A 23270-nucleotide genomic window follows, 5' to 3' on the forward strand; every position below is an offset into this window, starting at 1 on the left:
TTTTCCGGTCCGAGGTCACCCAATAAATGCCCGTCGTCGTTGTCGAATCTCCAGCCAAAGCCAAGACGATCAACAAGTATCTCGGCAGCGACTACACCGTTTTGGCCAGCTACGGCCACGTGCGCGATCTGCCGCCAAAGGACGGTTCGGTCGATCCAGAAAACGAATTCGACATGTTGTGGGAGGTCGCCTCCGACAGCAAGAAACACATCAAAGCCATCGCCGATGCGCTCAAGGATGACAACGCCCTTATCCTCGCCACCGACCCCGATCGCGAGGGGGAGGCGATCAGCTGGCACCTGCAAGAAGCGCTGACCAAGCGCAAGTCGATCAGGAAAGACACGGACGTCAAGCGCGTCACCTTCAACGCAATCACCAAAGCGGCCGTGACCGAGGCGATGCAAAACGCCCGTCAGGTCGACATGCCGCTGGTGGAGGCATATCTTGCGCGTCGCGCATTGGATTATCTTGTGGGCTTCAATCTGTCGCCAGTCCTGTGGCGCAAGCTGCCCGGCGCCAAGTCAGCCGGCCGGGTCCAATCGGTCTGCCTGCGCCTGATCACTGAGCGCGAGATGGAAATCGAGGCTTTCCGCGCGCGCGAGTATTGGTCGGTCAAGGCCGTGCTCGCGTCCCCACGGGGACAGGAATACGAAGCACGGCTTGTCAGCCTTGCGGGCAAGAAGCTCGAAAAATACGACCTTGAAAACCAGACAGCCGCCGAAATGGCCCAGCAGGCCATCACCAGCCGCGACCTAAAAATCCAGTCGGTCGAGGCGAAACCGGCCTCCCGCAACCCCTCTGCCCCGTTCATGACGTCGACGCTGCAGCAGGAAGCCAGCCGCAAGTTCGGTATGGGCGCGCGCCAGACGATGAGCGCCGCCCAGCGCCTTTATGAGGCTGGACACATTACCTATATGCGGACCGACGGCATCGACATGGCCCCCGAAGCTGTGCAAAACGCTCGCGACGCGATTAAGGACCGATACGGCGCCGATTACGTCCCGTCGAGCCCGCGCATCTACAAAAATAAGGCCAAGAACGCGCAAGAGGCGCACGAATGCATCCGCCCCACAGACATGGCGAAGGATGCGGCAAGCCTCAAGATCATGGATGATGATCAGCGCAAGCTGTACGACCTGATCTGGAAACGGACGCTGGCCTGCCAGATGGAAGGCGCCCGGCTGGAACGCACCACGGTCGAGATCGGCAGCGACGACGGCCAGGTTGTGCTGCGCGCCACCGGCCAGGTCGTACTCTTCGATGGTTTTCTGCGCGTTTATGAGGAAGGGCGCGATGACGATGTGGTCGACGATGACGATAAGCGCCTGCCGCAACTAAGCGAGGGCGAGAAATCCGACAAGCGTTCCGTCACGCCAGAGCAACACTTCACGCAGCCCCCGCCTCGCTACACCGAGGCAACGCTGGTCAAGCGCATGGAAGAACTGGGCATCGGCCGCCCCTCGACCTATGCCAGCATCGTCACAACGATCCAGGACCGCGGCTACGTCCGCAAGGACCGCAATCGCCTGATCCCCGAAGACAAAGGGCGGCTGGTGATAGCGTTCCTGGAAAACTACTTCCGCAAATACGTGGGTTACAACTTCACCGCCGGCCTCGAAGAAGAACTGGACGATGTCAGCGCGGGCGACCGCGACTACAAAGATGTGCTTGGCCGCTTCTGGCAGGATTTCAGTGCGGCCATCGCAGAAACATCCGAGTTGCGGATCACCGAGGTGCTGGAAAAAATCAACGAGGTGCTTGAGCCGCACCTCTTCCCGCCGCTCGAAGATGGCGGCGACCCGCGCCAGTGCCCCAATTGCGGCGTTGGCCGTCTGTCCATGCGCACGGCCCGCTCGGGCGGTGCGTTCATCGGCTGCTCGAACTACCCCGAATGCCGCTACACCCGCCCCTTCGGTCCGCCAGATCCAGAGGCCGAGGCAAGTGCCATCCCGCCCGAAGGCAAGCTGCTGGGCGAGGATCAGGGGGACGAGATCCGTGTGTTCAAGGGCCGCTTCGGCCCCTACGTCCAGCGTGGCGAGGTCACCGAAGAGAACAAGAAGCCACCGCGTCAGTCGATCCCCAAGGATTGGGTACCGGAGGATCTGGAACTCGACCGCGCCCTCATGCTGCTGTCCCTGCCCCGCGAAATCGGCCCGCATCCCGAAGACGGGGTCATGGTGTGGGCCAATATCGGACGCTATGGCCCCTATCTGAAACACGCCGAAAGCACATCGGACCGGGGTGGCACCAACGCCAACCTTGAAGGGATTGACGAGGTCTGGACTGTCGGCATGAACCGCGCTGTACAATTGCTGGCCGAAAAGGTGGCCAGCCGTGGTGGGCGTGGTGCGGCCGCCAAACCGCTGCATGAACTTGGCGAACACCCGGATGAAGGCGGCCCCGTCAACGTGATGAAGGGCAAGTATGGCCCTTACGTCAAATGGGGCAAGGTCAATGCGACGATCCCCAAGGGAACCGAGCCCGAGGACGTGACCATGGAGATGGCGGTTCAACTGATTGCCGAAAAAGCGCCGAAAAAGAAGACGACGCGCAAGAAGGCACCGGCCAAGAAGACCACCGCAAAGAAAACGACAAAGAAAAGCGCCTGACCCTAGCCTTCGGTTTCCAGTGCTTCGACCCTGCGGGCGACTTTGCCCAATAGGCGTATCAGTTCGTCCTGCTCTGTCACGGTCAGCGCGGACAGAAACACGCTCATATCGTGAATGTCTTGGTCATGGATCGCATCGGCAATGCGCTGCCCTTCGGTCGTCAGGTTCAGCTCATATGCGCGCCTGTCACCGGTGCATTGCTTGCGTTCGATCCAGCCGCGATTGATCAACCGGCCGATCACGCTGCTTGCTGTGGTGGCCGCAATCCCCAGTGAGCCTGCCACAACTGTTGCCCGCACACCCGGTTGCGCCCGCACCATCCCCAGCGTGTGAAAATCCAGAGGGTTGAACTTGATGATGTGCTGATGCTCGGGCGGCGTGCGCTCGCTGATCAGCATCACGCGCATCAAGGTTTTCACGTGGTCGAGAAGGTCATGTTCCTTGGTCATTCCCAAAAATTGCGCAGCCCCCTTGAACATGCAAGGGGAGCTCCCAAATACTACGATAATCGCACCATTTAATGCGATAATCGTAGTATAGGAGTGAACGCAATGAAACGCACCATAATTGCTGCCGCAACTGCAATTGCTTTGGTGATGGGACTGGTCAGCGCTGCCACGGCCACGACCGTCAGCTTCCCGCCCGACATTTCAATGCCGGACAAAGATGGCACCTCTTCAACTTCGAAAGGGGCTGGCACCACCGACAAAAGGTGATAGCGCGACCGCTCCGGATTTGCGCTCGGGTCCCGTGGGCCACCCTCAAGTGGACCAAACGACCCGGGCGCATACACTTTCATGAATTAATGTACCCACCCCGACCGACCGTGGTCAGACACAGCGAAAAATGGTGCCGCCCAAGGTCACTCCGTTGACTTTGAAGGTGCATACATTCACATACTGACGCATACAGTGAATGCTCCGTCACCGGGCCTGTTGGGGAAATAGATGAAGAAGATTTACGGCTCTGCCACCGAAGCGCTGGATGGGCTCTTGTTTGACGGCATGTTCATCGCTGCAGGCGGGTTCGGCCTGTGCGGCATTCCCGAACTGCTGCTCGACGCAATCAAGGATGCAGGCACCAAGGATCTGACCTTTGCCTCGAACAACGCAGGTGTCGATGATTTCGGCATCGGCATTCTGCTGCAAACCCGGCAGGTGAAAAAGATGATCTCGTCCTATGTGGGCGAGAACGCGGAATTTATGCGCCAGTACCTTTCGGGCGAGTTGGAACTAGAGTTCAATCCCCAGGGCACCCTAGCCGAGCGGATGCGGGCCGGTGGCTGCGGCATCCCCGGTTTCTACACCAAGACGGGCGTGGGAACGGTGATTGCCGACGGCAAGGAGCACAAGGATTTCAACGGCGAAACCTACATCATGGAGGAAGGTATTTTTGCCGATCTCTCCATCGTCAAAGCCTGGAAAGCGGATGAGACAGGCAACCTTGTCTTCCGCAAAACCGCCCGCAACTTCAACCCGCCTGCCGCGATGTGCGGCAAGGTCTGCATCGCAGAGGTCGAGGAAATCGTCCCCACCGGCAGCCTTGATCCCGACCACATCCACCTACCGGGCATCTACGTCCACCGCCTGATCCAGGGCGAACACGAAAAGCGCATCGAACAACGGACAACGCGCGCCGCGTAAGGAGCCAGGCCATGCCTGACACCATCGAAGAACTGCTGGAAGACGACAAATCCTTTGAGGGGTTCACCCGGGCACAGGTGTCCATGGTGGTGACCAACCCCCATCTCGAGGACAACCCGATCGTGTACGTCAACCAGGCGTTTACACGGTCTACAGGCTATGCCCGATCTGCATCCATCGGGCGGAACTGCCGGTTCCTGCAGGGCGAGGACACGCGTAAAGCGGACGTGGACAAGCTGCGCGCGGGTATCGAGGCCGAGGAAAGCGTCAGCGTCGACATCCTGAACTACCGCGCCAATGGCGAGCCGTTCCTGAACCGCCTGATTGTAGCACCCGTTCACGATGCGCGCGGCGAAACGCAATATTTCGTCGGGATCCAGAAAGAGCTGCGCGCGAGCGAACTGTCGACCAGCGCCGAAGAGATCAACGCGCAACTGATCGAGATCCAGAACCGCGTCGCGTCGGATCTGTCGATGATCATCGGCATGATCCGCCAGCAATCCGGCAGCACATCGGTGCCCGAAGACTTTGCCGCCCTCTCGCGCAGGATCGAAACGCTGCAACTTCTCTATGAAGAGATGAAGCTGAGCGATCAGCAATCCAATCGCGACAGCATCCAGATGGGCAGCTACCTGTCCCGCCTCGCCGCCGCCATCGCACATATCGAAGGGCGTTCGGGCATCCGCGTGTCCCTTCAGATCGAACCGCTCGAAGTTCCGATTGAGACAGCGACGCGCGTGGGCCTTGTCCTGTCCGAACTTCTGACCAACGCGTTTCAGCACGCCTTTGACCGGATCGACATGGGGCTGGTCGAAGTGCGGATGAGCCGGCTCAGCGCAGGTGGCCTGCGCCTGATCGTGGCCGATGACGGCGTGGGCATTCCCACCGATATGGAGTGGCCGGACAGCAAGACCGTGGGCGGACGCATTGTGTCAGGCCTGATCGAAGGGCTGGAAGGCACGCTGCATCTGGGCCGCGGTGCCGCAGGAAGTTTCATCACCATTGACGTGCCCGCAGGCGCGGCACTCACCGACGAATAAGGACAATCAATGCCCTGGGATCGCAACCAAATGGCGGCGCGTGCCGCTCAGGAATTGGAAGACGGCTGGTATGTGAACCTCGGGATCGGGATCCCGACGCTGGTGTCCAACTACATCCCTGACGGGATCGAGGTGACACTGCAGTCGGAAAACGGAATGCTGGGCATGGGCCCCTTCCCGATCGAAGGCACTGAAGACGCCGACCTGATCAACGCGGGCAAGCAGACCATCACCGAACTGCCCCAGACCGCGTATTTCGACAGCGCCCAAAGCTTTGGCATGATCCGCGGCGGCAAGATCGCGATGGCGATCCTCGGCGCCATGGAAGTGGCCGAAAATGGTGATCTGGCGAACTGGATGATCCCGGGCAAACTGGTCAAAGGCATGGGCGGCGCGATGGACCTCGTGGCTGGTGTGGGCCGCGTCGTGGTGGTCATGGACCACACGAACAAGCATGGCGACAGCAAGGTGCTGAAGGAATGCACGCTGCCGTTGACCGGCAAGGGCGTCGTGGACCGGATTATCACCAACCTCGGCGTGCTTGATGTGGTCGACGGTGGCCTCAAGATCGTTGAGGTCGCCGATGGCGTAACCGAGGACGAATTGCGCGCGGCCACCCAGGCGACACTTGTCTGACTTCACCATCCGCCGCGAAGAAAGCGGCTCCAAAGGCCGCTACGTCCTGTCCCACAATGGGGCGGACGCAGAACTGAGCTATTCCATCCTGTCACCGCAGACGCGCATCGCGGACCACACAGGCGTACCAGATGCCCTGCGCGGGACTGGCGCGGGCCTCGCACTGGTCAAGCGACTGGTCGAGGACGCGCGCGCCGAAGGATGGAAGATCGTGCCGCTCTGTCCCTTCGTCAACGCACATCGGGCCAGGCACCCGGAGTGGGCGGACGCATTCAACATCTGACGCCGCACCGTTTTCCGATGTGGAAAACGGACCGGAATTTTTGTAAAATTCCGAAGGCGTCAGTTCATGGCTGCAAACACGCACCCATCAGTGACAAGCTCTGGCGGAGTGATACAGAGACCCTTGGCCACCTGAAATGTCGCCAGCACCTTTGGCACATAGTCGCGTGTTTCGGAGTAAGGGGGTACGCCATCATGGCTCTGCACCGCCCCCTCGCCTGCATTGTAGCCTGCGAGAACCAGCACAGGATCGCGGTCGAACCTATCCATCAGCCAATCGAGATACTTCACCCCGCCCGTGATGTTGTCTGCGGGTACAAAGCTGTCCTTGACCCCGAACCGTTCAGCCGTCGCTGGCATCAACTGCATCAGGCCCTGGGCACCTGCACGGCTGGTCGCATCGACGCGGCCCGCAGATTCGACCATCATCACCGCCAGCACCAACGCAGGCGACACATCGGTGCCGATGGTCGCCTTCAGAATATCCACACCCTGCGCCTGCGCCAGTGATTGCATCTGTTGCAAGCGCGGCACGGGCACGGGCTGCTTTGCACGTGCCAGAGCGCGCAACGCCTGATCCAGCCGCCCCGGCCCCGCCTGATCCAGCGCCGGAGAGACATCATTCCAGAACCAGTCGAAGCGCGTCGACGGAGCACTTGGGGTGACCTCAGAAGTGTCTGGCGGAACAGCGGCTGGTTCGGCCTCGGGGGCCTCCGGTTCAATCTGTACGGTAATAAAGCGTTTTGCCCCCGGCTCGGGCGGTTTGACCCGCTTGGCCGAGAAATCCTTGAACGGTGGTGGGTCTTGGGCGGCGGCGTCACTAAAAGACAACGAAAGCGCCGTCAGGACGACAACGGACAAACGAACCATGGAACTGCTCTCAATCTGCGCCCGCTCTTTGGGCGGGCATTGGTGTAAATATCGCAGAAATCGACCTTTCAGGCCAGTCTGAGGCTTCAGAAAATGGCAAAGCTGCCACAATTGCTGCCCCAGTTAACGAAAACTACACGAATTGCACTTCACGAAATCGCTTTTCTCACTGTTTTTCAGTCGGTTAAGAATTTTCAGCAAAAAAATCGGAGCCAGACGCGAAATCCTCAATAACCCGCCAAATTCGTGCCCCAATCCCCCGACTATATAGCGCTATACCAAGTCGGACACGGGCCAATGAGAGAGAGCGGCCCTCCAAGGCCGACAAGGTTGAAACGCAAATCTACTGATCCTTTGGAGGGACAAAATCATGATCAAGTTCATCAAAAACTTCCGCAAAGACGAAAACGGCGCCGTGACGGTTGACTGGGTTGTTCTGACCGCAGCCGTGGTTGGCCTGGCGATCGCTGCTTACGGCTCGATCTACTCGGGTGCAAACGACCTGACCGCAGCCACCAACACCTTCCTCGACACACAGACTGTCGGCTCCATCGGTGTTCCTGCTGCCGAATAATAGTCAGGCGTAACCGTCTGATGACAGGGGCCGTGACCATATCCGGACACGGCCCCTTTTTGCACCCAAGGCCCCTCAGTTAAGTTAAAAAGGACCGCCATGACCCGTTTCCTGACCTCTTTTAAATCCAGCGAATGCGGCGCGGTCACGATTGATTGGGTGGTGCTGTGTGCCGCCGTTGTTGGCCTCGCCATTGCGGCGATCTTCGGCATGAACACCGGTACGCTTGCGATTGCCGGAAACGTCGATACGTATCTCGACGCTCAGTTCTTCAACGAATAAGCGCTTCGCGCACCGATTTTAGATGGAAACCGACCTGCTGCACCTCGTGGCAGGTTTTTGCATTTTGCGCAAAGATCCGGCCACGTGCCGCGGACCTTCCACACCGCCTCCCACAAATCGCCACATTCTTCTGACAGTTAGATCGCAAGAGGTTCCGTCCGATCCGGACAGGGATCCAATCAATGAGGTGCTGAAATGCGAATGGTATTTGGATTGGTGCTGCTGGCCGGGATCGCCCTGGCAGGTGGTGCCGTTTACATGGCCAAGAATTACATCGGGCAATATCAGGCAGCGTTGGCCGCAGAACGGGCCCAGCGCGAAAAGATCGTGCCGACCGTCCCGATCTACGTGGCGGAACGTCAGTTGAAATACGGTGAGGCTCTGACCCAAGCGGACGTGCGCAAGGTTGACTGGCCCGAGACGGCCCTACCCGAAGGCGCGTTCACCGCTGAAAACCCCCTCTTCCCCGAGGGCGCGACCGAACAGCGCGTCGTGCTGCGCACCATGGAAAAACACGAGGCGATCCTCGCCGTCAAAGTGACCAAACCGGGCGAAGAGGCCGGGCTGACCTCGCGTCTTGAACGCGGTATGCGCGCTTTTGCGATCCGTGTTGACGTGGCATCCGGTGTGTCCGGCTTCCTGCGTCCGGGTGACCGGGTGGACGTCTATTGGACCGGCCGGGTCGGCAAAGACCTTGGCGGCGCGCGCGGTGAGGTCACAAAACTGATCCAGCCCGCTATCCAACTGATTGCTATCGACCAGAACGCGGCTGGAGATCTTGACGGCGCGACCATCGCGCAGACCGTCACCGTCGCCGTGGCACCGGCGCAGGTGGCTAAGCTGGCGCAGGCGCAATCGACCGGTCGCCTTTCGTTGTCCCTGGTCGGGGCCGAAGATGATACCGTCGCAGGCGCCATCGAAGTGGACCAACGCGCCCTCCTCGGCATCGAAACCAAGGAGGTGAAGGCCGAGATCGAAGAGGAAAAGACCTGTTCAATACGGACCCGTCGAGGGGCCGAGGTTGTGCAGATCCCGATCCCCTGCACAAACTGATCCCTCTTTTTCAAGCACTTATGCCCGGCGTCACCCTTGGTGGCGCCGGTTTCATATGTCCCCCTGTTGCTTGTTATCCACATAAAAGAATCACCTGAAGTCGTTGATTCTTGCAAAAAAATCCAAACTGCCGCATTGTGATGCCAATTGCGGGCACAAAGACCCGGCACCGAGGCGTGATCAAAAAGGCAGGTCACATGAACATTGACGGAATTTTCAAAGCGGCCCTGCTTGGGCTGTGTTTTGCTGCAGGCCCCATCGCGGAAACCGCCATGGCAGAAAACCTGCGGGTGGTACGCAAGTCTACCGAAGCCACGCTGAACGTGCCGATGAACCGTGCGGTCGTGGTGGAAAGCGACACGGCATTCGCCGAGCTGAGCATCGCGAACCCGGCGATTGCAGACATCTCGTCCCTCAGCGACCGTACGATTTACGTGTTGGGCAAGGCCCCTGGCCTGACGACGCTGACGCTGCTGGATGGCAATGGACGCCTGATCACCAACGTGAACGTGCGCGTGTCGGCAGATATCTCGGAATTCAAGGAACGCCTGCGCCAGATCCTTCCCGGCGAAAAGATCGAAGTGCGCACAGCCAATGATGGCATCGTGCTGTCTGGCATCGTCTCCTCCGCGGCGCGCCTGCAGCGCGCACTGGACCTCGCAGAACGCTATGCCGAAGGGCGCGTGAGCAACCTGATGAGTGTCGGCGGCATCCAGCAAGTGATGCTCAAGGTGCGTTTCGCGGAAATGAACCGCTCCGTGTCGAAATCGCTCAGCTCATCGCTGTCGCTGGGCGGTTCGATCCTCTCCGGTGACGTCGGCCTGAGCGGTGGTAACGGCACAACGGTCGGTCAAGGCGCGATCACCAACTCCCTTGCAGGCAATGTACCTGCTTCGAACGCCAACGCCGGTGCGATCCTTTTTGGCTTCAACGCAGGCAACACCCAAGTCGGCCTGCTCCTCGAAGCCCTTGAAACCAAAGGGGTTGTGCGCACCCTGGCCGAGCCGAACCTCGTGGCCCTCTCGGGACAAGAGGCGCGCTTCCTTGCGGGAGGCGAATACCCCGTCCCCGTCGCACAGGAAGACGGCGTAATTACCATCGAATTCAAGCCGTTCGGGATTCAGCTCAACTTTATCCCGCGCGTCGTGGACAAGGACCTGATCAACCTCGAACTTGAGGCGACAGTGTCCGACATCGACCCCACCAACGGCATCACGGTTGACGGGTTCACGGTTGACGCCTTCAGCGTCCGCGAAACAGCCACCACGGTCGAGCTGCGCGACGGCGAAAGCTTTGCCATCGCGGGTCTCCTGCAAGACAACTTCATCGACAACAACAACCAGTTGCCCTGGTTGGGTGACGTGCCGGTCCTTGGCGCCCTCTTCCGCTCCGCCTCGTATCAGCGGGACCAGTCCGAGCTGGTGATCATCATCACCGCACACCTTGTTTCCCCCGTCCGCGGCGACGCCCTGGCGCTGCCCACGGACCGGATCAAACCGCCGAGCGAACGGGATCTGTTCCTCTATGGCCGCACCGCCGCAGGCACGCGCACCCCCAGACAGGGCGCCGCCGGCGAGGTTGCCAAACAGGACTTCTCCGGCTCATATGGCTACGTGTTGGACTAAGGACAGGGTCATGAAACCGATTTTCACCGTTGCAGTGGCAGGCACCCTCGCCCTTGGCGCGTGTGGCCAGTCCAACGACCCGGTCTACACCCAGTTCTACCGCGAAGCGGGCGCATTGGTGGACACCGGCCAATTCGGCAACGCGACGGCCAACAACACACTGCTTTTGACGGGCGAACGCCAATACACCTTTGATCTGGCGCAACGTTTCGCGTCAGAGGTGGGCACAACCGTCAACTTCGCCTTCAATTCCTCGCAACTGGACGCAGGTGCACGCGATGCGCTTCGTGAACAGGCGCGCTGGATCCGGCAATTCCCCGAAATCCGCTTTCGTGTCTATGGGCACACCGACGCTGTGGGCTCTGCCGCCTATAATAAGCGTCTTGGCCTCGCCCGCGCGAATGCAGTTGTGCACTACCTGACCAGCCAGGGCATCAGCCGCTCCCGGCTTGAGGCGGTCGCTTCCTTTGGCGAAACCCAGCCGCTGATCGTCACCCAAGGCCGTGAGCGCCGCAACCGCCGCACCGTGACCGAGGTCAGCGGCTTTGTGAAATCGCATCCCACGGTGTTGGACGGCAAGTACGCACAGATCATTTACCGCGACTATGTCGAGTCCGGCGTCGCCCGCACAGGGCTGACCGGAAACGATGGCAGCCAGTTCAATACCGGCGAATAGCACCCGCAATTTTTAACAAAGGGCCCGCAGACAATCCTGTCTGCGGGCCCTTATCGTTTTGAGATACCCAACAATTGGAGTTTTTTAGCCCAAATCTCGCCTGAATTCGCTGCGACAACCGCCCCAGAGGACACCTATGTCCGGTGAAAACAACCGGGCGAGAGCGCCCGCTCCTACCTGCCGAACAGGCACTATTTTGGGGGCACGCTCTGTGAACAAAGGGAAAGTGGGCAATGAGCAGTGTAATGCCACAACCGGAAACGGCCCCGATCACGGCCTGCACCATCAGCCGCGATGTGCAGAATTTCGACCTGCTGATCGAGGATATGGAGCACGCCCTGGGTGAAGCATGGGGCGATCTCGGCTTTGCCGAGGCGCTGGCCTTTTTCAACCAGCCCGAAGCTGAGGCCATGGAATTCGTGGCCCTCGCCCTTGATGAAGAGGACGAGGACAACCTTGTCCTGCTGGGCGAAATCATCACCCAAGCCAAATCGCGCGGAATCAAGGTCATCCTGATTGCCGAAGACGTAACGCCCGCAGCTCTGCACCAACTGCTGCGGCAAGGCGCGGACGAATTTGTCCCCTACCCTCTTCCCGAGGGTGAGTTGCAGCAAGCCATTGACCGCCTGCAGGCAGCCGCGCAACCGCAGCCCGCAAGCACGGATCGAACCGCAAACCTCAAATCCGGCGTGGACAAGCAGGGCGCGGTCTTTGTCTGCCATGGCGTTGCCGGCGGCACCGGGGCCACCACGCTCGCCGTCAACCTCGCCTGGGAACTCGCACTGCTGTGCGAGGGTGACACTCCATCCGTCTGCCTTCTGGACTTTGACATGCAGTTCGGGACCGCCTCGACCTATCTCGACCTGCCCCGCCGCGAAGCCGTGTTCGAAATGCTGTCGGATACCGAAAGCATGGATGAGGAAATCTTTGGCCAGTCCCTGCTGACCTTCGAGGACAAGCTGCAGGTGCTCACCGCACCGTCCGACATGATACCGCTGGACCTCGTCACCGCCGATGACATAACCCGGATCATCGAAATGGCCCGGTCGCACTTTGACTATGTCGTGATCGACATGCCCTCGACACTGGTGCAGTGGACCGAAACCGTGCTGACCGCCGCGCATCTCTACTTCACGACGCTCGAGATGGACATGCGCTCGGCCCAGAACGCCCTGCGCTTCAAGCGTGCCCTTCAATCCGAAGAACTGCCTATCGAAAAGCTGCGCTATGTGCTGAACCGCGCGCCCAAATTTACCGATCTGGGTGGCAAGGCACGGGTCAAACGCCTTGCAGAAAGCCTCGACATCTCGGTCGAGGTGCAGTTGCCCGACGGCGGCAAACCGATCAGCCAGGGTGCTGATCACGGCGTGCCGCTTGCCAGTTCGGCCACCAAGAACCCGCTGCGCCGCGAAATCGCAAAACTCGCAGCCTCCATTCACGAACTCAGCGAGGACCACGCCAAGGCGGCGTGATCCGACAACCCGGGGGTCTCTCGATGTTTTCCAAATACAAGAAAGCCGCGCCCAAACCGGCCGCCGCCGCACCCGAAGAAAAGGTCGCGGAGCTACCCAAGGCCGACACGTCCAACAAAATCGCGCGCAAGGCCCCACCGGCCAAGCCCGCCACCGTCACGCCCATGGACAAGGAACGCAAACGCAAGGAGCGGATGGGCGAGATCAAGCTCGAACTGCACCGCGCACTGCTGGACAACCTGAACCTCGCAGCCCTTGAACATGCGACCGAACAGGATCTGCGCCAGGAAATCAGCGCCATCTCGACCGAGGTGCTGACGGAAAAGAACATCATCCTCAACCGCGAGGATCGGCAGACCCTGAACCAGGAACTGTTCGACGAAGTCACGGGCCTCGGCCCGCTTGAGACGCTTCTGAAAGACGAGACCGTCAACGATATTCTGGTCAACGGCCCGCAACAGATCTTTGTCGAACGCTCCGGCAAGCTGGAACTGACCGACATCACGTTTAAGGACGAACGCCACCTCCTGCGCATCATCGACAAGATCGTGAGCGCCGTGGGCCGCCGTGTCGATGAATCGAACCCCTATGTGGACGCCCGTTTGCAGGACGGCTCGCGCTTCAACGCGATGGTGCCGCCCATCGCGGTCGATGGCAGCCTCGTTTCCATCCGGAAGTTCAAAAAAGACAAGTTGGGCATCGACGACCTGGTCAATTTCGGCGCCTTCACCGAAGAAATGGCCGCATATCTGCAAGCCGCTGTCGCCACGCGCCTCAACGTGATCGTGTCAGGCGGTACCGGTTCGGGTAAAACAACCACGCTCAATGCGCTGTCCTCCTTCATCGACAACGCCGAACGCATCCTGACGATCGAAGACACCGCGGAACTCCAACTGCAACAGACCCATGTGGGCCGGATGGAAAGCCGCCCGCCCAACGTCGAGGGCAAAGGCGAAGTCAGCCCCCGCGACTGTCTGAAAAACGCCCTGCGGATGCGCCCCGACCGCATCATCGTGGGTGAAACGCGTGGCGAGGAAGTGATCGACATGCTTCAGGCCATGAACACCGGCCACGACGGGTCGATGACCACGATCCACGCCAACTCCGCCCGCGATGGGGTCTCGCGTCTGGAAAACATGATTGCCATGGCCGGGATCGAAATGCCGATCAAGGCGGTACGGTCCCAGATCTCATCGGCTGTGAACCTGATCGTGCAGGCCTCGCGCCTGCAGGACGGTAGCCGCCGCATGACATCCATCACCGAAATCACGGGCATGGAGGGCGACGTGATCTCGATGCAGGAAGTGTTCCGCTTCCAGCGCGTGGGTCTGACACCCGACAACAAGATCATCGGTCATTTCACCGCCACTGGTGTGCGTTCACACTACTCCGAGCGCTTCCGCCTGTGGGGGTACGACCTGCCCGCATCCATCTACGAACCCGTGGCCGCCCAATAAGGACGAGTTTTATGTCCTACCACTTCATTACTTGAGGACTTGAGGAAATGAGCGCAGAACCAATCATCTACGGCCTGATCTTCATCGGTGTCCTTGTCCTGGTCGAGGGCCTGTATCTCGTCGCCTTCGGCAAATCCATCAGCCTCAACAGCCGCGTGAACCGCCGCCTGGAAATGCTGAACAAAGCCGGTGGTCGCCGCGAGGAAGTGCTAGAACAACTCCGCAAGGAGATGCAGCAGCACATGGGCGCCCGGTCCATCCCGCTGTATTCGCTGCTCGCCGAAAAGGCGCAGAAGGCGGCCATCGCCTTCACACCACAACAGCTCATCCTGATCATGGCGGGCCTCTCGGCCGTTGCGTTCGTCGGGCTCAGCGTGGGCACCGAAACCGAAACACCGGTCCGCATTCTGCTGTCGGTCGGCATCGGTATCGGCGCAGTTTACTTCTGGGTCTCGTCCAAGGCGGGCAAACGGCTCAGCATGCTCGAAGAGCAGCTGCCAGACGCTGTTGAACTCATGGTGCGCTCGCTACGCGTGGGTCACCCTTTCAGCTCCGCCATCCAGATCGTGTCCAAGGAAGTCAAAGACCCGCTGGCATCGGAATTCGGACTGATCGCAGACGAAGCCGCCTTTGGCCGCGATGTCGGCGAAAGCCTCAAGGACATGGCCGAACGGCTCGACATGCAGGATTTGCGCTTCCTCTCTGTCGCCGTGACGATCCAGCAGCAATCCGGTGGTAACCTTGCAGAAATCCTGGCCGGTCTGGCCAAGGTGATCCGGGCGCGCTTCCGTCTCTTCCGCCGGGTCAAGGCAATCACGGCCGAGGCGAAGTGGTCGGGCAAGTTCCTGTCGGCCTTCCCCATCGTCGCACTGATCGTGATCAACGTGACCGACCCGAACTACTATGACGACGTGCGCGATCACGCCTACTTCATCCCCGCCTGTATCGCGGTGGGCCTGTTTCTGGGCGCCAACCTGATCGTGATGCGCATCCTGACCAACATCAAAGTGTAAGGAGCCGACCCATGGACGCCCTGCTGCAACCCATAACGGACATCCTTGGCCCGCTTGGACCAATTGTGATTGCCGGTGTGCTCGGCCTGATGATGGTGGTGATCGTCATCATCATGATGCTCAAGCAGCCCGAAGACCCGCTGACCAAGCTGAAAAAGGCACAAAAGGGCGTTGTTACATCCGGCGCTCAAAAAGAACGGCTGCGCCATGGCGCACGCAACGAACAACTTGAACGCTTTTCGAAATTCCTCGAACCCGAGGATGTCGAAGAGATGTCAAAGCGCCAGCTTCTGCTGCGCCAGGCGGGCTATCAATCGCGCGATGCGGTGCGCATGTTCCACGCCGCCCAGTTCATACTGGGCGTTGCCGGTCTGCTCCTCGGCGTCATCTACACGAACTTCGTTGTCGGCACCGACAACATGAGCACACAGAAAATCATCATGTTCACGCTCGGCCCCGGCGGCGTGGGCTACTACCTGCCCCAATACTGGGTGACCAAACGTGTCGGCAAACGGCAAGAGGAAATCACCCAAGGCTTCCCGGACTCGCTCGACATGCTTCTGGTGTGTGTCGAGGCGGGCCAATCGCTGGATCAGGCGATCAACCGTGTGGCCGTCGAACTGCAAGCCTCCTACCCCGCACTGGCGCATGAGTTTTCGGTCGTCAGCTATGAAATGAAGGCGGGCAAGGACAAAGTCACCGTGCTCAACGACATGGGCGAACGGTGTGGTGTGCAGGATGTCTCCAGCTTTGTCACGGTGCTGATCCAGTCGTCCAGTTTCGGTACATCCATCGCCGAAGCGCTGCGGGTCTACGCGGGCGAAATGCGCGATAAACGCGTCATGCGCGCGGAGGAAGCGGCCAACAAGCTGCCCACCAAGATGACGCTGGCCACCATGATGCTGACCGTGCCGCCACTGCTGTTGATCCTGGTGGGTCCTTCCGCACACGGTATCACGCAATTGGGCAATCTGAACACGCTTGGCAACTAGGCCGACGCTCCAACCCGTGCTACACAACCTGCACCACGCGACCGTATGGCCGGCGTGGTGCAGTCAATTGAAACAACGTGGCAACGACCACCATGATGACAGGCATGCGGGCCGTTCTGGCCCTGATCCTCACGCTCGCAGTGTCCGCCTGTGGTGAGCCGCGCATAGACGCCTCCCAGACCGGCCCGTTCGCACCGGGCATCGACCGGCGCGCGCAGGGCGTGGACGGGGTCGAGGTCGGCCACCGCCTGATCGCCGCAGGCGAGTTTGAACTTGCCATCCGCTCCTTCAACCGCGCGGCCCTGGACCGCGGCGGGTTCGACGCCGAAATCCTGTCCGGCCTCGGCACCGCGAACCTTGGCCTCGGCCGTCTCAACCAGGCCGAAAAGCTCCTGCGCCGCGCAACCACCGAATATGACCCCTACCCCGAAGACCTCAACAACCTCGGCGTCGTGCTGATGGAACGGGGCGAGACGTTCGAAGCCATCCAGATCTTCCGCCGCGCCTTCGCCCTCGATGACGGAGAAAGCACACTTATTCGGGATAATTTACGCTTAGCACTCGCAAAATCCGAAAATTCTGATACCGTGCCCATCAATGAGAGCCAGTATAAACTGGTCCGTCGAGGCAGCAGTGACTTTCTGATCCGCACTGCATCTTGATTTGCCCACTCTGGGGTGGGTGTGAGGCTGCGCTTTTCGAGGCGCAAACAAGGGATGCGACCGGGCAACAAAAGCGCGGCGCGAACGAGCAGGAAAAAGGACGCAAACATGCGCCACTCTGTGATTTTGGCCGTCTCATTGGCAGGCATGACGGCCCTTGCTGCATGCGGTGAGAAAAATGCCGACGAAACCGTCGAACGCGCATTCCAGGACGTGAACGTGGTGGACGAAAGCAACCTCAGCGACGTGATGCTGACCGTTGCAGACCCCAACGAGGCGGTCGCTTACTTCAACCGCACGGTCAAGGAAAACCCCGACCGCATCGACGCCCATCGCGGCCTTGCCACCAGCCTCGTGCGCGCCAAACGCTATACCGAAGCCACCTCCGCCTACGCCAAACTGGTCGAGATGAAGGGCGTCACCAATGACGACCGCGTCGACTATGCCGATGCGCTTTTGCGGGCCGGTGACTGGGCCCGCGCCGAAGAAGAGTTGGACAAGGTTCCGCCCACCATCGAAACCTTCAAACGCTACCGGCTCGAGGCGCTGATCGCCGACAGCAACCAGGAATGGAAGAAAGCCGACAGCTTCTATGAGACCGCCGTCGGCCTCACGACCCGCCCCTCGGGCGTGCTGAACAACTGGGGCTATTCCAAGCTGACGCGCGGCGATTTCAAGGATGCCGAACGGCTCTTCACCGACGCGATCCGCCAGGACCCGCAGCTGTTCACGGCCAAGAACAACCTGATCCTCGCGCGCGGCGCCCAAGGCAACTATGCCCTGCCCGTCATCCCCATGGACCAGACGGAACGCGCGCAGCTTCTGCACACGCTGGGCCTCGCAGCGGTCAAAAAGGGTGACCTGCAAACCGGCAAGGGCCTCCTGCGCGACGCCATCGAAACGCATCCCCAGCATTTCGAAGCCGCCGTGCGCTCGCTCCGCGCGCTCGAAAACAACGTCTCGAACGGGTAACCGTCCATGGCACTCTCCGCCTCGGTCGCGCTGTGGTTCCTGCCACTGCTTGTTCCGCTTTGCCTCTACGTGGCGTACACGGACCTGGCAGAGATGCGGATCACCAACCCCACGGTCCTGACCATGGCCGCCATCTTCGCCGTCATGGGCCCCTTCCTTTACCCGTTTGACGCTTATCTCTGGCAACTGGCGCACCTCGGCATCGTGCTGGTGGCAGGTATCGTACTGAACGCCGCCGGGGCGATGGGCGCAGGCGACGCCAAATTCCTCGCCGCCGCCGCCCCCTACGTCGCCCTGGGCGACATCCGCCTGATCATGGCGCTCTTTGCCGCCGTCCTCTTGGCCGCCTACGCGGTCCACACCATCGCCAAGCGGACAGCCCTGCGCAATTTCGCCCCCAACTGGACCAGCTGGAGCCAGGAAGGCCGTAAATTCCCCATGGGCTTTGCCCTCGGCCCCACCCTTGCGATCTACCTCGGCCTCGCCGCCCTGTACGGGTCTTGACCATTTGAGGTCATAATTTGGCCGAACTGCTGCGCTACGTCACACAAAACGAACCGCAGCAGAACACAGGCCCACCCCATGAACATGCAAGTCTCGGACGTGATCGCGCCCCCGGCGCCAAAACGGTTGCAGGACATGCAACTGCCCATCGTCATGATGCGGGACATCCTGCTGAAAACCATGTTCCGCAAGACCCTCGACATGGTCTCGGACTTGTCCGTGGCCATGTGCCTGCCCATCCCCGTGGTGCAGGAACTGATCGACATGTGCCGCGACCAGCGGCTGATGGAGGCGACGGGCACGCTCAACGCCAACAACGGCAATGAAATGGGCTACCAGCTCACCGATGCGGGCAAGGCGCGCGCCCTCGACGCGCTGGCGCAGTCCGAGTATTTCGGCGCCATGCCCGTCCCGCTCGACGTCTACCGCGAGCAGGTCAAACGCCAGTCCATCCGCAACATCATGGTCACACGCCAGCAACTGACGGGCGCCATGGGCCACCTCGTGCTGCCCGACGACCTCTTGGACCAACTTGGCCCTGCCGTCAGCGCGGGCCGCTCGATCCTGATGTACGGCCCGCCCGGCAACGGTAAATCATCCATCTCCAACGGCATCCGCGACGCACTAGGGGACAATGTCTACGTGCCCCGCGCCATCGAATATGCGGGCCAGGTGATCACCGTCTACGACCCCATCGTGCACGTCCTGGCCCCGGAAGAGGCGCAAGACCCCACGGCCCTGCGCCGCGTCACGCCCTATGACAAGCGCTATGTGAAATGCGAACGACCCACGGTGATCACCGGGGGCGAGTTGTCCCTCGACATGCTTGATCTGGTCTACAACCCCACGGCCCGCACCTATCAGGCACCGCTGCAACTCAAATCCACCGGCGGCATCTTCATCGTGGACGACCTTGGCCGCCAAGCCGAACCGCCACAGGCGCTGGTCAACCGCTGGATCGTCCCGCTGGAGGAATCCAAGGACATCCTCGCCCTGCAATCGGGTGAAAAGTTCGAAGTGCCCTTCGACACGCTGGTCGTCTTCTCGACCAACTTCCACCCCAACGAAATCTTCGACCAGGCCGCGCTCCGCCGGATCTTCTTCAAGATCAAGATCGACGGCCCGAACCAGGCCAACTTCCTGAAAATCTTCGCCATGGTCGCCAAGAAAAAAGGGATGGCCTTGAACGAAGAGGCGCTCGTGCACCTCCTCAAGGTCAAATACCCGACCATCGACAACATCTACGCCAACTACCAGCCGAACTTCCTGGTGGATCAGATGGTGTCGATCTGCAATTTTGAGGGGATCCCGCTGCAAATGCGCCCCGACCTGATCGACCGCGCCTGGGCCAACATGTTCGTCAAGGACGAACATATCGTCAAATGATCGGGCTCGCGGGATGCGGACGCATGGGCCTGCCCATGCTTGAGGCGCTGCGCGATGGCGGTGTGGACGCCATGGGTTTTGACGTGGTCGACCCCGGCTTGGGACATATCACGACCAACATCATGGCCTTCGCGCCAAGTCTCGAAACGCTCTTTTCCGTCGTGCGGGACGAAGAGCAGACGAACGCCCTCCTGTTTGACGTCCAGAACCTGATGGGCACCGCGCCCAACCTGCGCCGCATCTTTATCTGCTCGACACTCTCACCCCGCTATGTGCGCGGCCTGCGCGATCGCATTCCCAATCACGTCACACTGATCGACGCGCCCATGTCAGGTGCCGTTGTTGCTGCCGAAAACCGCACGCTCAGCTTCATGCTCGGCGGCAGTGACAACCACATCGCAGAGGCCACGCCGCTACTGGCCCTGATGGGCGAACACTTCCACCACATGGGCAGCTTCGGCGCGGGCATGCAGGCCAAAGTGCTCAACAACCTGCTCGCTGCCTCGCACACCGCCATGACGCGGCTGGTGCTCGACTGGGCGGATGAGGCCGGTCTCGACACCAAACACCTTTTGAACCTGATCGAAACGTCTTCCGGCCAGAACTGGCTCGCCTCTGGATTTGATACGATCGAATTCGCCAAACACGGCTACGCTCCCGACAACTCCATCGGCATTCTCGTCAAGGACGTCGCCGCCGCCCTCGACTCCGCACCGGAGGGCGCAGACACATCTCTGCCAAAACAGGTGCAGACCAACATCCTGCACCTCCGCCCAAGAACCTCTTGAGGCGGTAGGGCGGGCTTCAGCCCGCCGTCTAATAAAGCCCCCCACCGCACGTTGCGTTAACCACCGCCCAACCGCCCGATGGGGTGCACGGGGCGTGTACGGACGGTGCACGCAGGGTGACACCCTGCCATACGCCCTTAAACTCAATAAACATTGAGTAAATCTGCACGCGCCTCACCCGCCCCTTCCCTGTTTAAAAAAATCCCGGGGGTATGGGGGCTGGCCCCCATCCCGCACTTCCCACGCGCGCGCCACCCGCTACATTGCGCTCCATGACGACCCTCCCCGACATCTTCACCCAGTGGTTCGCCTCCAAGGGCTGGTCCATCCACCCTCACCAGCAACAGATGCTGGACCGCGCAGACGACCCCGCCCTCCTTCTCATCGCTCCCACAGGCGGCGGCAAAACGCTCGCCGGGTTCCTGCCCACACTGGCCGATCTGGCAACGTCCGAACACGAGGGAATGCACACGCTCTACATCTCCCCACTCAAGGCCTTAGCCGCTGATATCAAACGAAATCTCCGCACGCCCGTGGAAGAAATGGGGCTCGACATCCGCATCGAGGACCGCACCGGCGACACCTCGCAAACCCGGAAAAAACGCCAACGCGCCGACCCGCCGCACATCCTGCTGACAACGCCCGAAAGCCTCGCCCTGCTGACCAGCTACGAAGATGCCCCACGCATGTTCGCGGGTCTCAAGCGGGTCATCGTTGACGAAATCCACGCGCTGGCAGAGTCAAAACGCGGCGACCAGATGTTCCTCGCCCTCAGCCGCCTGCAAGCCCTCCGCCCCGACCTAAAGCGCGTGGGTCTGTCCGCCACAGTCGAAGACCCACAGGCCATCGCCCACCTCCTCGCGAAACACCCCGACCCCTGCGACATACTACATGCAGACCCCGGTCCACCCCCAGACATCAAGATGTTGGTGACGGACGAGCCTCCCCCTTGGTCCGGTTCGGGCGGCAAATACGCCATCCCGGCAGTGCTGGAAGAGGTGAAGAAGCACAAGACAACCCTCATCTTCCACAACACCCGCGCCCAGGCCGAGCTCTACTTCCACAACATCTGGCTCGCCAATGAGGAGCAGTTGCCCATCGGCATCCACCACGGCAGCCTCGACCGCCAGCAACGCGAAAAGGTCGAACAGGCCATGGTCGACGGCCAACTCAAGGCTATCGTCTGCACCGGCACGCTCGACCTCGGCATCGACTGGGGCGACGTGGACCTGATCATCCAGGTGGGCGCGCCCAAGAACGTCAAACGCCTCGTCCAACGCATCGGCCGCGCCAACCACCGCTACAACGCCCCCTCCAAGGCCCTACTGGTGCCCGCCAACCGCTTCGAGGTGGTCGAATGCGTCGCAGCCCTTGATGCCGTCCACGAGGGCGCGCTCGACGGCGACCCACGCGGCCCCGGCCCCCGCGACGTGCTCTGCCAACACATCCTGATCCGCGCCTGCGCAGGCCCCTTCGAGGCGGGTGACCTCTACCACGAGATAAAGAGCACCGGCGCCTACAGCGCTCTTACCAGAGAAGAATTCGACGCCTGCCTCGATTTCTGCGCCACCGGCGGCTACGCTCTCCGCGCCTATGACCAGTGGAAGCGCCTGCTGCAACGCCCCGACGGTCAATGGCAGTTGCGCGATCCCCGCTCTGCCCAACGCATCCGCATGAACATCGGCACCATCCAGGACACCGACACGGTCAAGGTCCGCTGGAAGGGCCGGGGCGGCAAACCCCTGGGCGAGATCGAGGAAGGCTTCGCCGCCACCCTCACCCAAGGCGACACATTCCTGATCGGCGGCCAGATCGTCCGCTACGACTCCCTGCGTGAAATGACCGTGCAAGTCACCCGCGACTCTGCCAAGAAGCCCAAGATCGCCACCTTCCTCGGCACCAAATTCGCCACGTCCACCCAACTCAGCCACCGCATCATCGAGATGTTCCAGCAGGACACATGGCCCGCCCTGCCCCCACATACGTCAGATTGGCTCACACTCCAGCGCGAGGTCAGCCGCCTGCCCGAACCGGGCCGACTGCTGATCGAAAGCTTCCCGCACGACAACCGCATCCACACCGCCGTCTACGGCTTTGCGGGCCGCAACGCCATGCAAACACTGGGACTCTTACTCACGAAACGAATGGAAGAGACTGGCCTCAACCCCCTCGGCTTCCTCGCCACCGACTACGCGACTCTGATTTGGGGCCTCGACAAAATCACCGACCCACAGCCGCTCTTCGACATCGACGCCCTGCGCAACGGCCTCGACACCTGGCTCGCGGGCAACGCCGTGATGAAACGCACCTTCCGCGCCTCCGCCACCATCGCGGGCCTCATCGAACGCAACCTGCCCTCCAACCGCAAGACGGGGCGACAAGCCACGTTCTCCTCCGACATCCTCTACGACACGCTCGCCAAATACGACCCCGACCACCTGATGATGCACATCACGCGAGAGGAGGCGATGCGCGGCCTCGTCGACTTCGGCCGGATCGAGGAAATGTGCGCCCGCATCGGCACCCGCATTGACCTCATCGAACACAGCCGCGTCACGCCCCTCGCCGCCCCCCTGATGCTCGAGGTGGGCCGGGTCCCCATCAAGGGCCTGGCCGAAGAAAAGCTCCTCGCCGAAGAAGCCGAGCGCTTGATGACCACGGCAGGCCTGCCACCAGAACCAAAGAAGAAAGAATGGCGCGTCCCCTTCTAACTTCTTCTCTTTGAAAATACGGC

General features: G+C 60.8%; 23 protein-coding genes. 21 read left to right on the plus strand and 2 right to left on the minus strand.

Features of this window, described 5'->3' with window-relative positions:
• Positions 1-26 precede the first annotated feature (26 nt).
• The gene (topA, locus tag FD715_RS09085) at positions 27-2609 is read left to right on the plus strand and encodes a type I DNA topoisomerase (protein WP_147108456.1); all 2583 of its coding nucleotides are present in this window, start codon (positions 27-29) and stop codon (positions 2607-2609) included.
• Positions 2610-2611: 2 nt separating this feature from the next.
• On the opposite strand, the gene FD715_RS09090 is transcribed toward topA, so the two are convergent.
• On the minus strand, positions 2612-3058 hold the full coding sequence (locus FD715_RS09090; RefSeq protein ID WP_189799447.1) for a MarR family winged helix-turn-helix transcriptional regulator: 447 nt from the start codon (positions 3056-3058) through the stop codon (positions 2612-2614).
• 102 nt (positions 3059-3160) lie between these two features.
• Between FD715_RS09090 and FD715_RS22490 the strand changes: the two genes are divergently transcribed.
• The 5 genes from FD715_RS22490 (at position 3161) to FD715_RS09110 (ending at position 6211) form a co-directional block, all read left to right on the plus strand.
• Positions 3161-3325 (plus strand): hypothetical protein, encoded by a 165-nt coding sequence (locus FD715_RS22490; protein WP_189799448.1) that lies wholly within the window; start codon positions 3161-3163, stop codon positions 3323-3325.
• 231 nt (positions 3326-3556) lie between these two features.
• Positions 3557-4252, plus strand: coding sequence for a CoA transferase subunit A (locus FD715_RS09095; RefSeq protein ID WP_147108460.1), 696 nt, complete (start codon positions 3557-3559; stop codon positions 4250-4252).
• Positions 4253-4263: 11 nt separating this feature from the next.
• On the plus strand, positions 4264-5292 hold the full coding sequence (locus FD715_RS09100) for a PAS domain-containing protein (RefSeq protein ID WP_147108463.1): 1029 nt from the start codon (positions 4264-4266) through the stop codon (positions 5290-5292).
• Between the two features lie 9 nt (positions 5293-5301).
• Complete coding sequence (locus tag FD715_RS09105; protein ID WP_147108466.1) at positions 5302-5928, plus strand: 3-oxoacid CoA-transferase subunit B; 627 nt, start codon at positions 5302-5304, stop codon at positions 5926-5928.
• Positions 5921-6211, plus strand: a complete 291-nt coding sequence (locus tag FD715_RS09110) for a GNAT family N-acetyltransferase (protein ID WP_147108469.1) — start codon at positions 5921-5923, stop codon at positions 6209-6211. Before FD715_RS09105 ends, FD715_RS09110 begins: the two co-directional genes overlap by 8 nt.
• A gap of 59 nt (positions 6212-6270) precedes the next feature.
• Here the strand turns inward: FD715_RS09110 and FD715_RS09115 are convergent, their stop codons facing one another.
• Positions 6271-7080 (minus strand): lytic transglycosylase domain-containing protein, encoded by an 810-nt coding sequence (locus tag FD715_RS09115; protein ID WP_147108472.1) that lies wholly within the window; start codon positions 7078-7080, stop codon positions 6271-6273.
• 370 nt (positions 7081-7450) lie between these two features.
• On the opposite strand from FD715_RS09115, the gene FD715_RS09120 reads away from it, so the two are divergent.
• The 15 genes from FD715_RS09120 (at position 7451) to FD715_RS09190 (ending at position 23247) form a co-directional block, all read left to right on the plus strand.
• On the plus strand, positions 7451-7654 hold the full coding sequence (locus FD715_RS09120; RefSeq protein WP_147108475.1) for a Flp family type IVb pilin: 204 nt from the start codon (positions 7451-7453) through the stop codon (positions 7652-7654).
• Positions 7655-7753: 99 nt separating this feature from the next.
• Complete coding sequence (locus FD715_RS09125) at positions 7754-7936, plus strand: hypothetical protein (protein WP_147108478.1); 183 nt, start codon at positions 7754-7756, stop codon at positions 7934-7936.
• A 195-nt stretch (positions 7937-8131) separates the two neighbouring features.
• The gene (cpaB, locus tag FD715_RS09130; protein WP_147108481.1) at positions 8132-8989 is read left to right on the plus strand and encodes a Flp pilus assembly protein CpaB; all 858 of its coding nucleotides are present in this window, start codon (positions 8132-8134) and stop codon (positions 8987-8989) included.
• A 197-nt stretch (positions 8990-9186) separates the two neighbouring features.
• Positions 9187-10614 (plus strand): type II and III secretion system protein family protein, encoded by a 1428-nt coding sequence (locus FD715_RS09135; protein WP_147108484.1) that lies wholly within the window; start codon positions 9187-9189, stop codon positions 10612-10614.
• Positions 10615-10624: 10 nt separating this feature from the next.
• The gene (locus FD715_RS09140) at positions 10625-11290 is read left to right on the plus strand and encodes an OmpA family protein (RefSeq protein WP_147108487.1); all 666 of its coding nucleotides are present in this window, start codon (positions 10625-10627) and stop codon (positions 11288-11290) included.
• A gap of 233 nt (positions 11291-11523) precedes the next feature.
• A complete protein-coding gene (locus FD715_RS09145) occupies positions 11524-12762 on the plus strand; it encodes an AAA family ATPase (protein ID WP_147108490.1) in 1239 nt (412 codons plus the stop codon).
• Between the two features lie 23 nt (positions 12763-12785).
• Positions 12786-14219, plus strand: a complete 1434-nt coding sequence (locus tag FD715_RS09150) for a CpaF family protein (RefSeq protein WP_147108493.1) — start codon at positions 12786-12788, stop codon at positions 14217-14219.
• A 47-nt stretch (positions 14220-14266) separates the two neighbouring features.
• Complete coding sequence (locus tag FD715_RS09155) at positions 14267-15232, plus strand: type II secretion system F family protein (protein WP_147108496.1); 966 nt, start codon at positions 14267-14269, stop codon at positions 15230-15232.
• Positions 15233-15243: 11 nt separating this feature from the next.
• The gene (locus FD715_RS09160) at positions 15244-16224 is read left to right on the plus strand and encodes a type II secretion system F family protein (protein WP_147108499.1); all 981 of its coding nucleotides are present in this window, start codon (positions 15244-15246) and stop codon (positions 16222-16224) included.
• 92 nt (positions 16225-16316) lie between these two features.
• Entirely contained in the window at positions 16317-16886 is a 570-nt protein-coding gene (locus FD715_RS09165; protein ID WP_370455380.1) for a tetratricopeptide repeat protein, read from the plus strand.
• A gap of 108 nt (positions 16887-16994) precedes the next feature.
• On the plus strand, positions 16995-17858 hold the full coding sequence (locus tag FD715_RS09170; RefSeq protein ID WP_147108502.1) for a lipopolysaccharide assembly protein LapB: 864 nt from the start codon (positions 16995-16997) through the stop codon (positions 17856-17858).
• 6 nt (positions 17859-17864) lie between these two features.
• Positions 17865-18362 (plus strand): prepilin peptidase, encoded by a 498-nt coding sequence (locus FD715_RS09175; protein ID WP_147108505.1) that lies wholly within the window; start codon positions 17865-17867, stop codon positions 18360-18362.
• 78 nt (positions 18363-18440) lie between these two features.
• Positions 18441-19748 (plus strand): ATPase, encoded by a 1308-nt coding sequence (locus FD715_RS09180; RefSeq protein ID WP_147108508.1) that lies wholly within the window; start codon positions 18441-18443, stop codon positions 19746-19748.
• Positions 19745-20536, plus strand: coding sequence for an NAD(P)-dependent oxidoreductase (locus tag FD715_RS09185; RefSeq protein WP_147108511.1), 792 nt, complete (start codon positions 19745-19747; stop codon positions 20534-20536). The genes FD715_RS09180 and FD715_RS09185 overlap by 4 nt, the downstream gene beginning before the upstream one ends.
• Positions 20537-20808: 272 nt before the next feature.
• Positions 20809-23247, plus strand: a complete 2439-nt coding sequence (locus FD715_RS09190; RefSeq protein WP_147108514.1) for a ligase-associated DNA damage response DEXH box helicase — start codon at positions 20809-20811, stop codon at positions 23245-23247.
• Positions 23248-23270: the final 23 nt, after the last annotated feature.

Origin of the sequence: Tateyamaria sp. syn59 (genome assembly GCF_007995245.1) — a bacterium.
Classification (GTDB): domain Bacteria; phylum Pseudomonadota; class Alphaproteobacteria; order Rhodobacterales; family Rhodobacteraceae; genus Tateyamaria.

Bases quoted from the DNA above. Each gene is read 5' to 3' on its own strand.
- FD715_RS09115 (WP_147108472.1), bottom strand. From the start codon at position 7,080: ATGGTTCGTTTGTCCGTTGTCGTCCTGACGGCGCTTTCGTTGTCTTTT.
- FD715_RS09125 (WP_147108478.1), top strand. From the start codon at position 7,754: ATGACCCGTTTCCTGACCTCTTTTAAATCCAGCGAATGCGGCGCGGTC.
- FD715_RS09090 (WP_189799447.1), bottom strand. From the start codon at position 3,058: ATGACCAAGGAACATGACCTTCTCGACCACGTGAAAACCTTGATGCGC.
- FD715_RS09150 (WP_147108493.1), top strand. From the start codon at position 12,786: ATGTTTTCCAAATACAAGAAAGCCGCGCCCAAACCGGCCGCCGCCGCA.
- FD715_RS09095 (WP_147108460.1), top strand. From the start codon at position 3,557: ATGAAGAAGATTTACGGCTCTGCCACCGAAGCGCTGGATGGGCTCTTG.
- FD715_RS09175 (WP_147108505.1), top strand. From the start codon at position 17,865: ATGGCACTCTCCGCCTCGGTCGCGCTGTGGTTCCTGCCACTGCTTGTT.
- FD715_RS09100 (WP_147108463.1), top strand. From the start codon at position 4,264: ATGCCTGACACCATCGAAGAACTGCTGGAAGACGACAAATCCTTTGAG.
- FD715_RS22490 (WP_189799448.1), top strand. From the start codon at position 3,161: ATGAAACGCACCATAATTGCTGCCGCAACTGCAATTGCTTTGGTGATG.
- FD715_RS09180 (WP_147108508.1), top strand. From the start codon at position 18,441: ATGAACATGCAAGTCTCGGACGTGATCGCGCCCCCGGCGCCAAAACGG.
- topA (WP_147108456.1), top strand. From the start codon at position 27: ATGCCCGTCGTCGTTGTCGAATCTCCAGCCAAAGCCAAGACGATCAAC.
- FD715_RS09160 (WP_147108499.1), top strand. From the start codon at position 15,244: ATGGACGCCCTGCTGCAACCCATAACGGACATCCTTGGCCCGCTTGGA.
- FD715_RS09145 (WP_147108490.1), top strand. From the start codon at position 11,524: ATGAGCAGTGTAATGCCACAACCGGAAACGGCCCCGATCACGGCCTGC.
- cpaB (WP_147108481.1), top strand. From the start codon at position 8,132: ATGCGAATGGTATTTGGATTGGTGCTGCTGGCCGGGATCGCCCTGGCA.
- FD715_RS09165 (WP_370455380.1), top strand. From the start codon at position 16,317: ATGATGACAGGCATGCGGGCCGTTCTGGCCCTGATCCTCACGCTCGCA.
- FD715_RS09170 (WP_147108502.1), top strand. From the start codon at position 16,995: ATGCGCCACTCTGTGATTTTGGCCGTCTCATTGGCAGGCATGACGGCC.
- FD715_RS09140 (WP_147108487.1), top strand. From the start codon at position 10,625: ATGAAACCGATTTTCACCGTTGCAGTGGCAGGCACCCTCGCCCTTGGC.
- FD715_RS09185 (WP_147108511.1), top strand. From the start codon at position 19,745: ATGATCGGGCTCGCGGGATGCGGACGCATGGGCCTGCCCATGCTTGAG.
- FD715_RS09105 (WP_147108466.1), top strand. From the start codon at position 5,302: ATGCCCTGGGATCGCAACCAAATGGCGGCGCGTGCCGCTCAGGAATTG.
- FD715_RS09190 (WP_147108514.1), top strand. From the start codon at position 20,809: ATGACGACCCTCCCCGACATCTTCACCCAGTGGTTCGCCTCCAAGGGC.
- FD715_RS09155 (WP_147108496.1), top strand. From the start codon at position 14,267: ATGAGCGCAGAACCAATCATCTACGGCCTGATCTTCATCGGTGTCCTT.
- FD715_RS09120 (WP_147108475.1), top strand. From the start codon at position 7,451: ATGATCAAGTTCATCAAAAACTTCCGCAAAGACGAAAACGGCGCCGTG.
- FD715_RS09135 (WP_147108484.1), top strand. From the start codon at position 9,187: ATGAACATTGACGGAATTTTCAAAGCGGCCCTGCTTGGGCTGTGTTTT.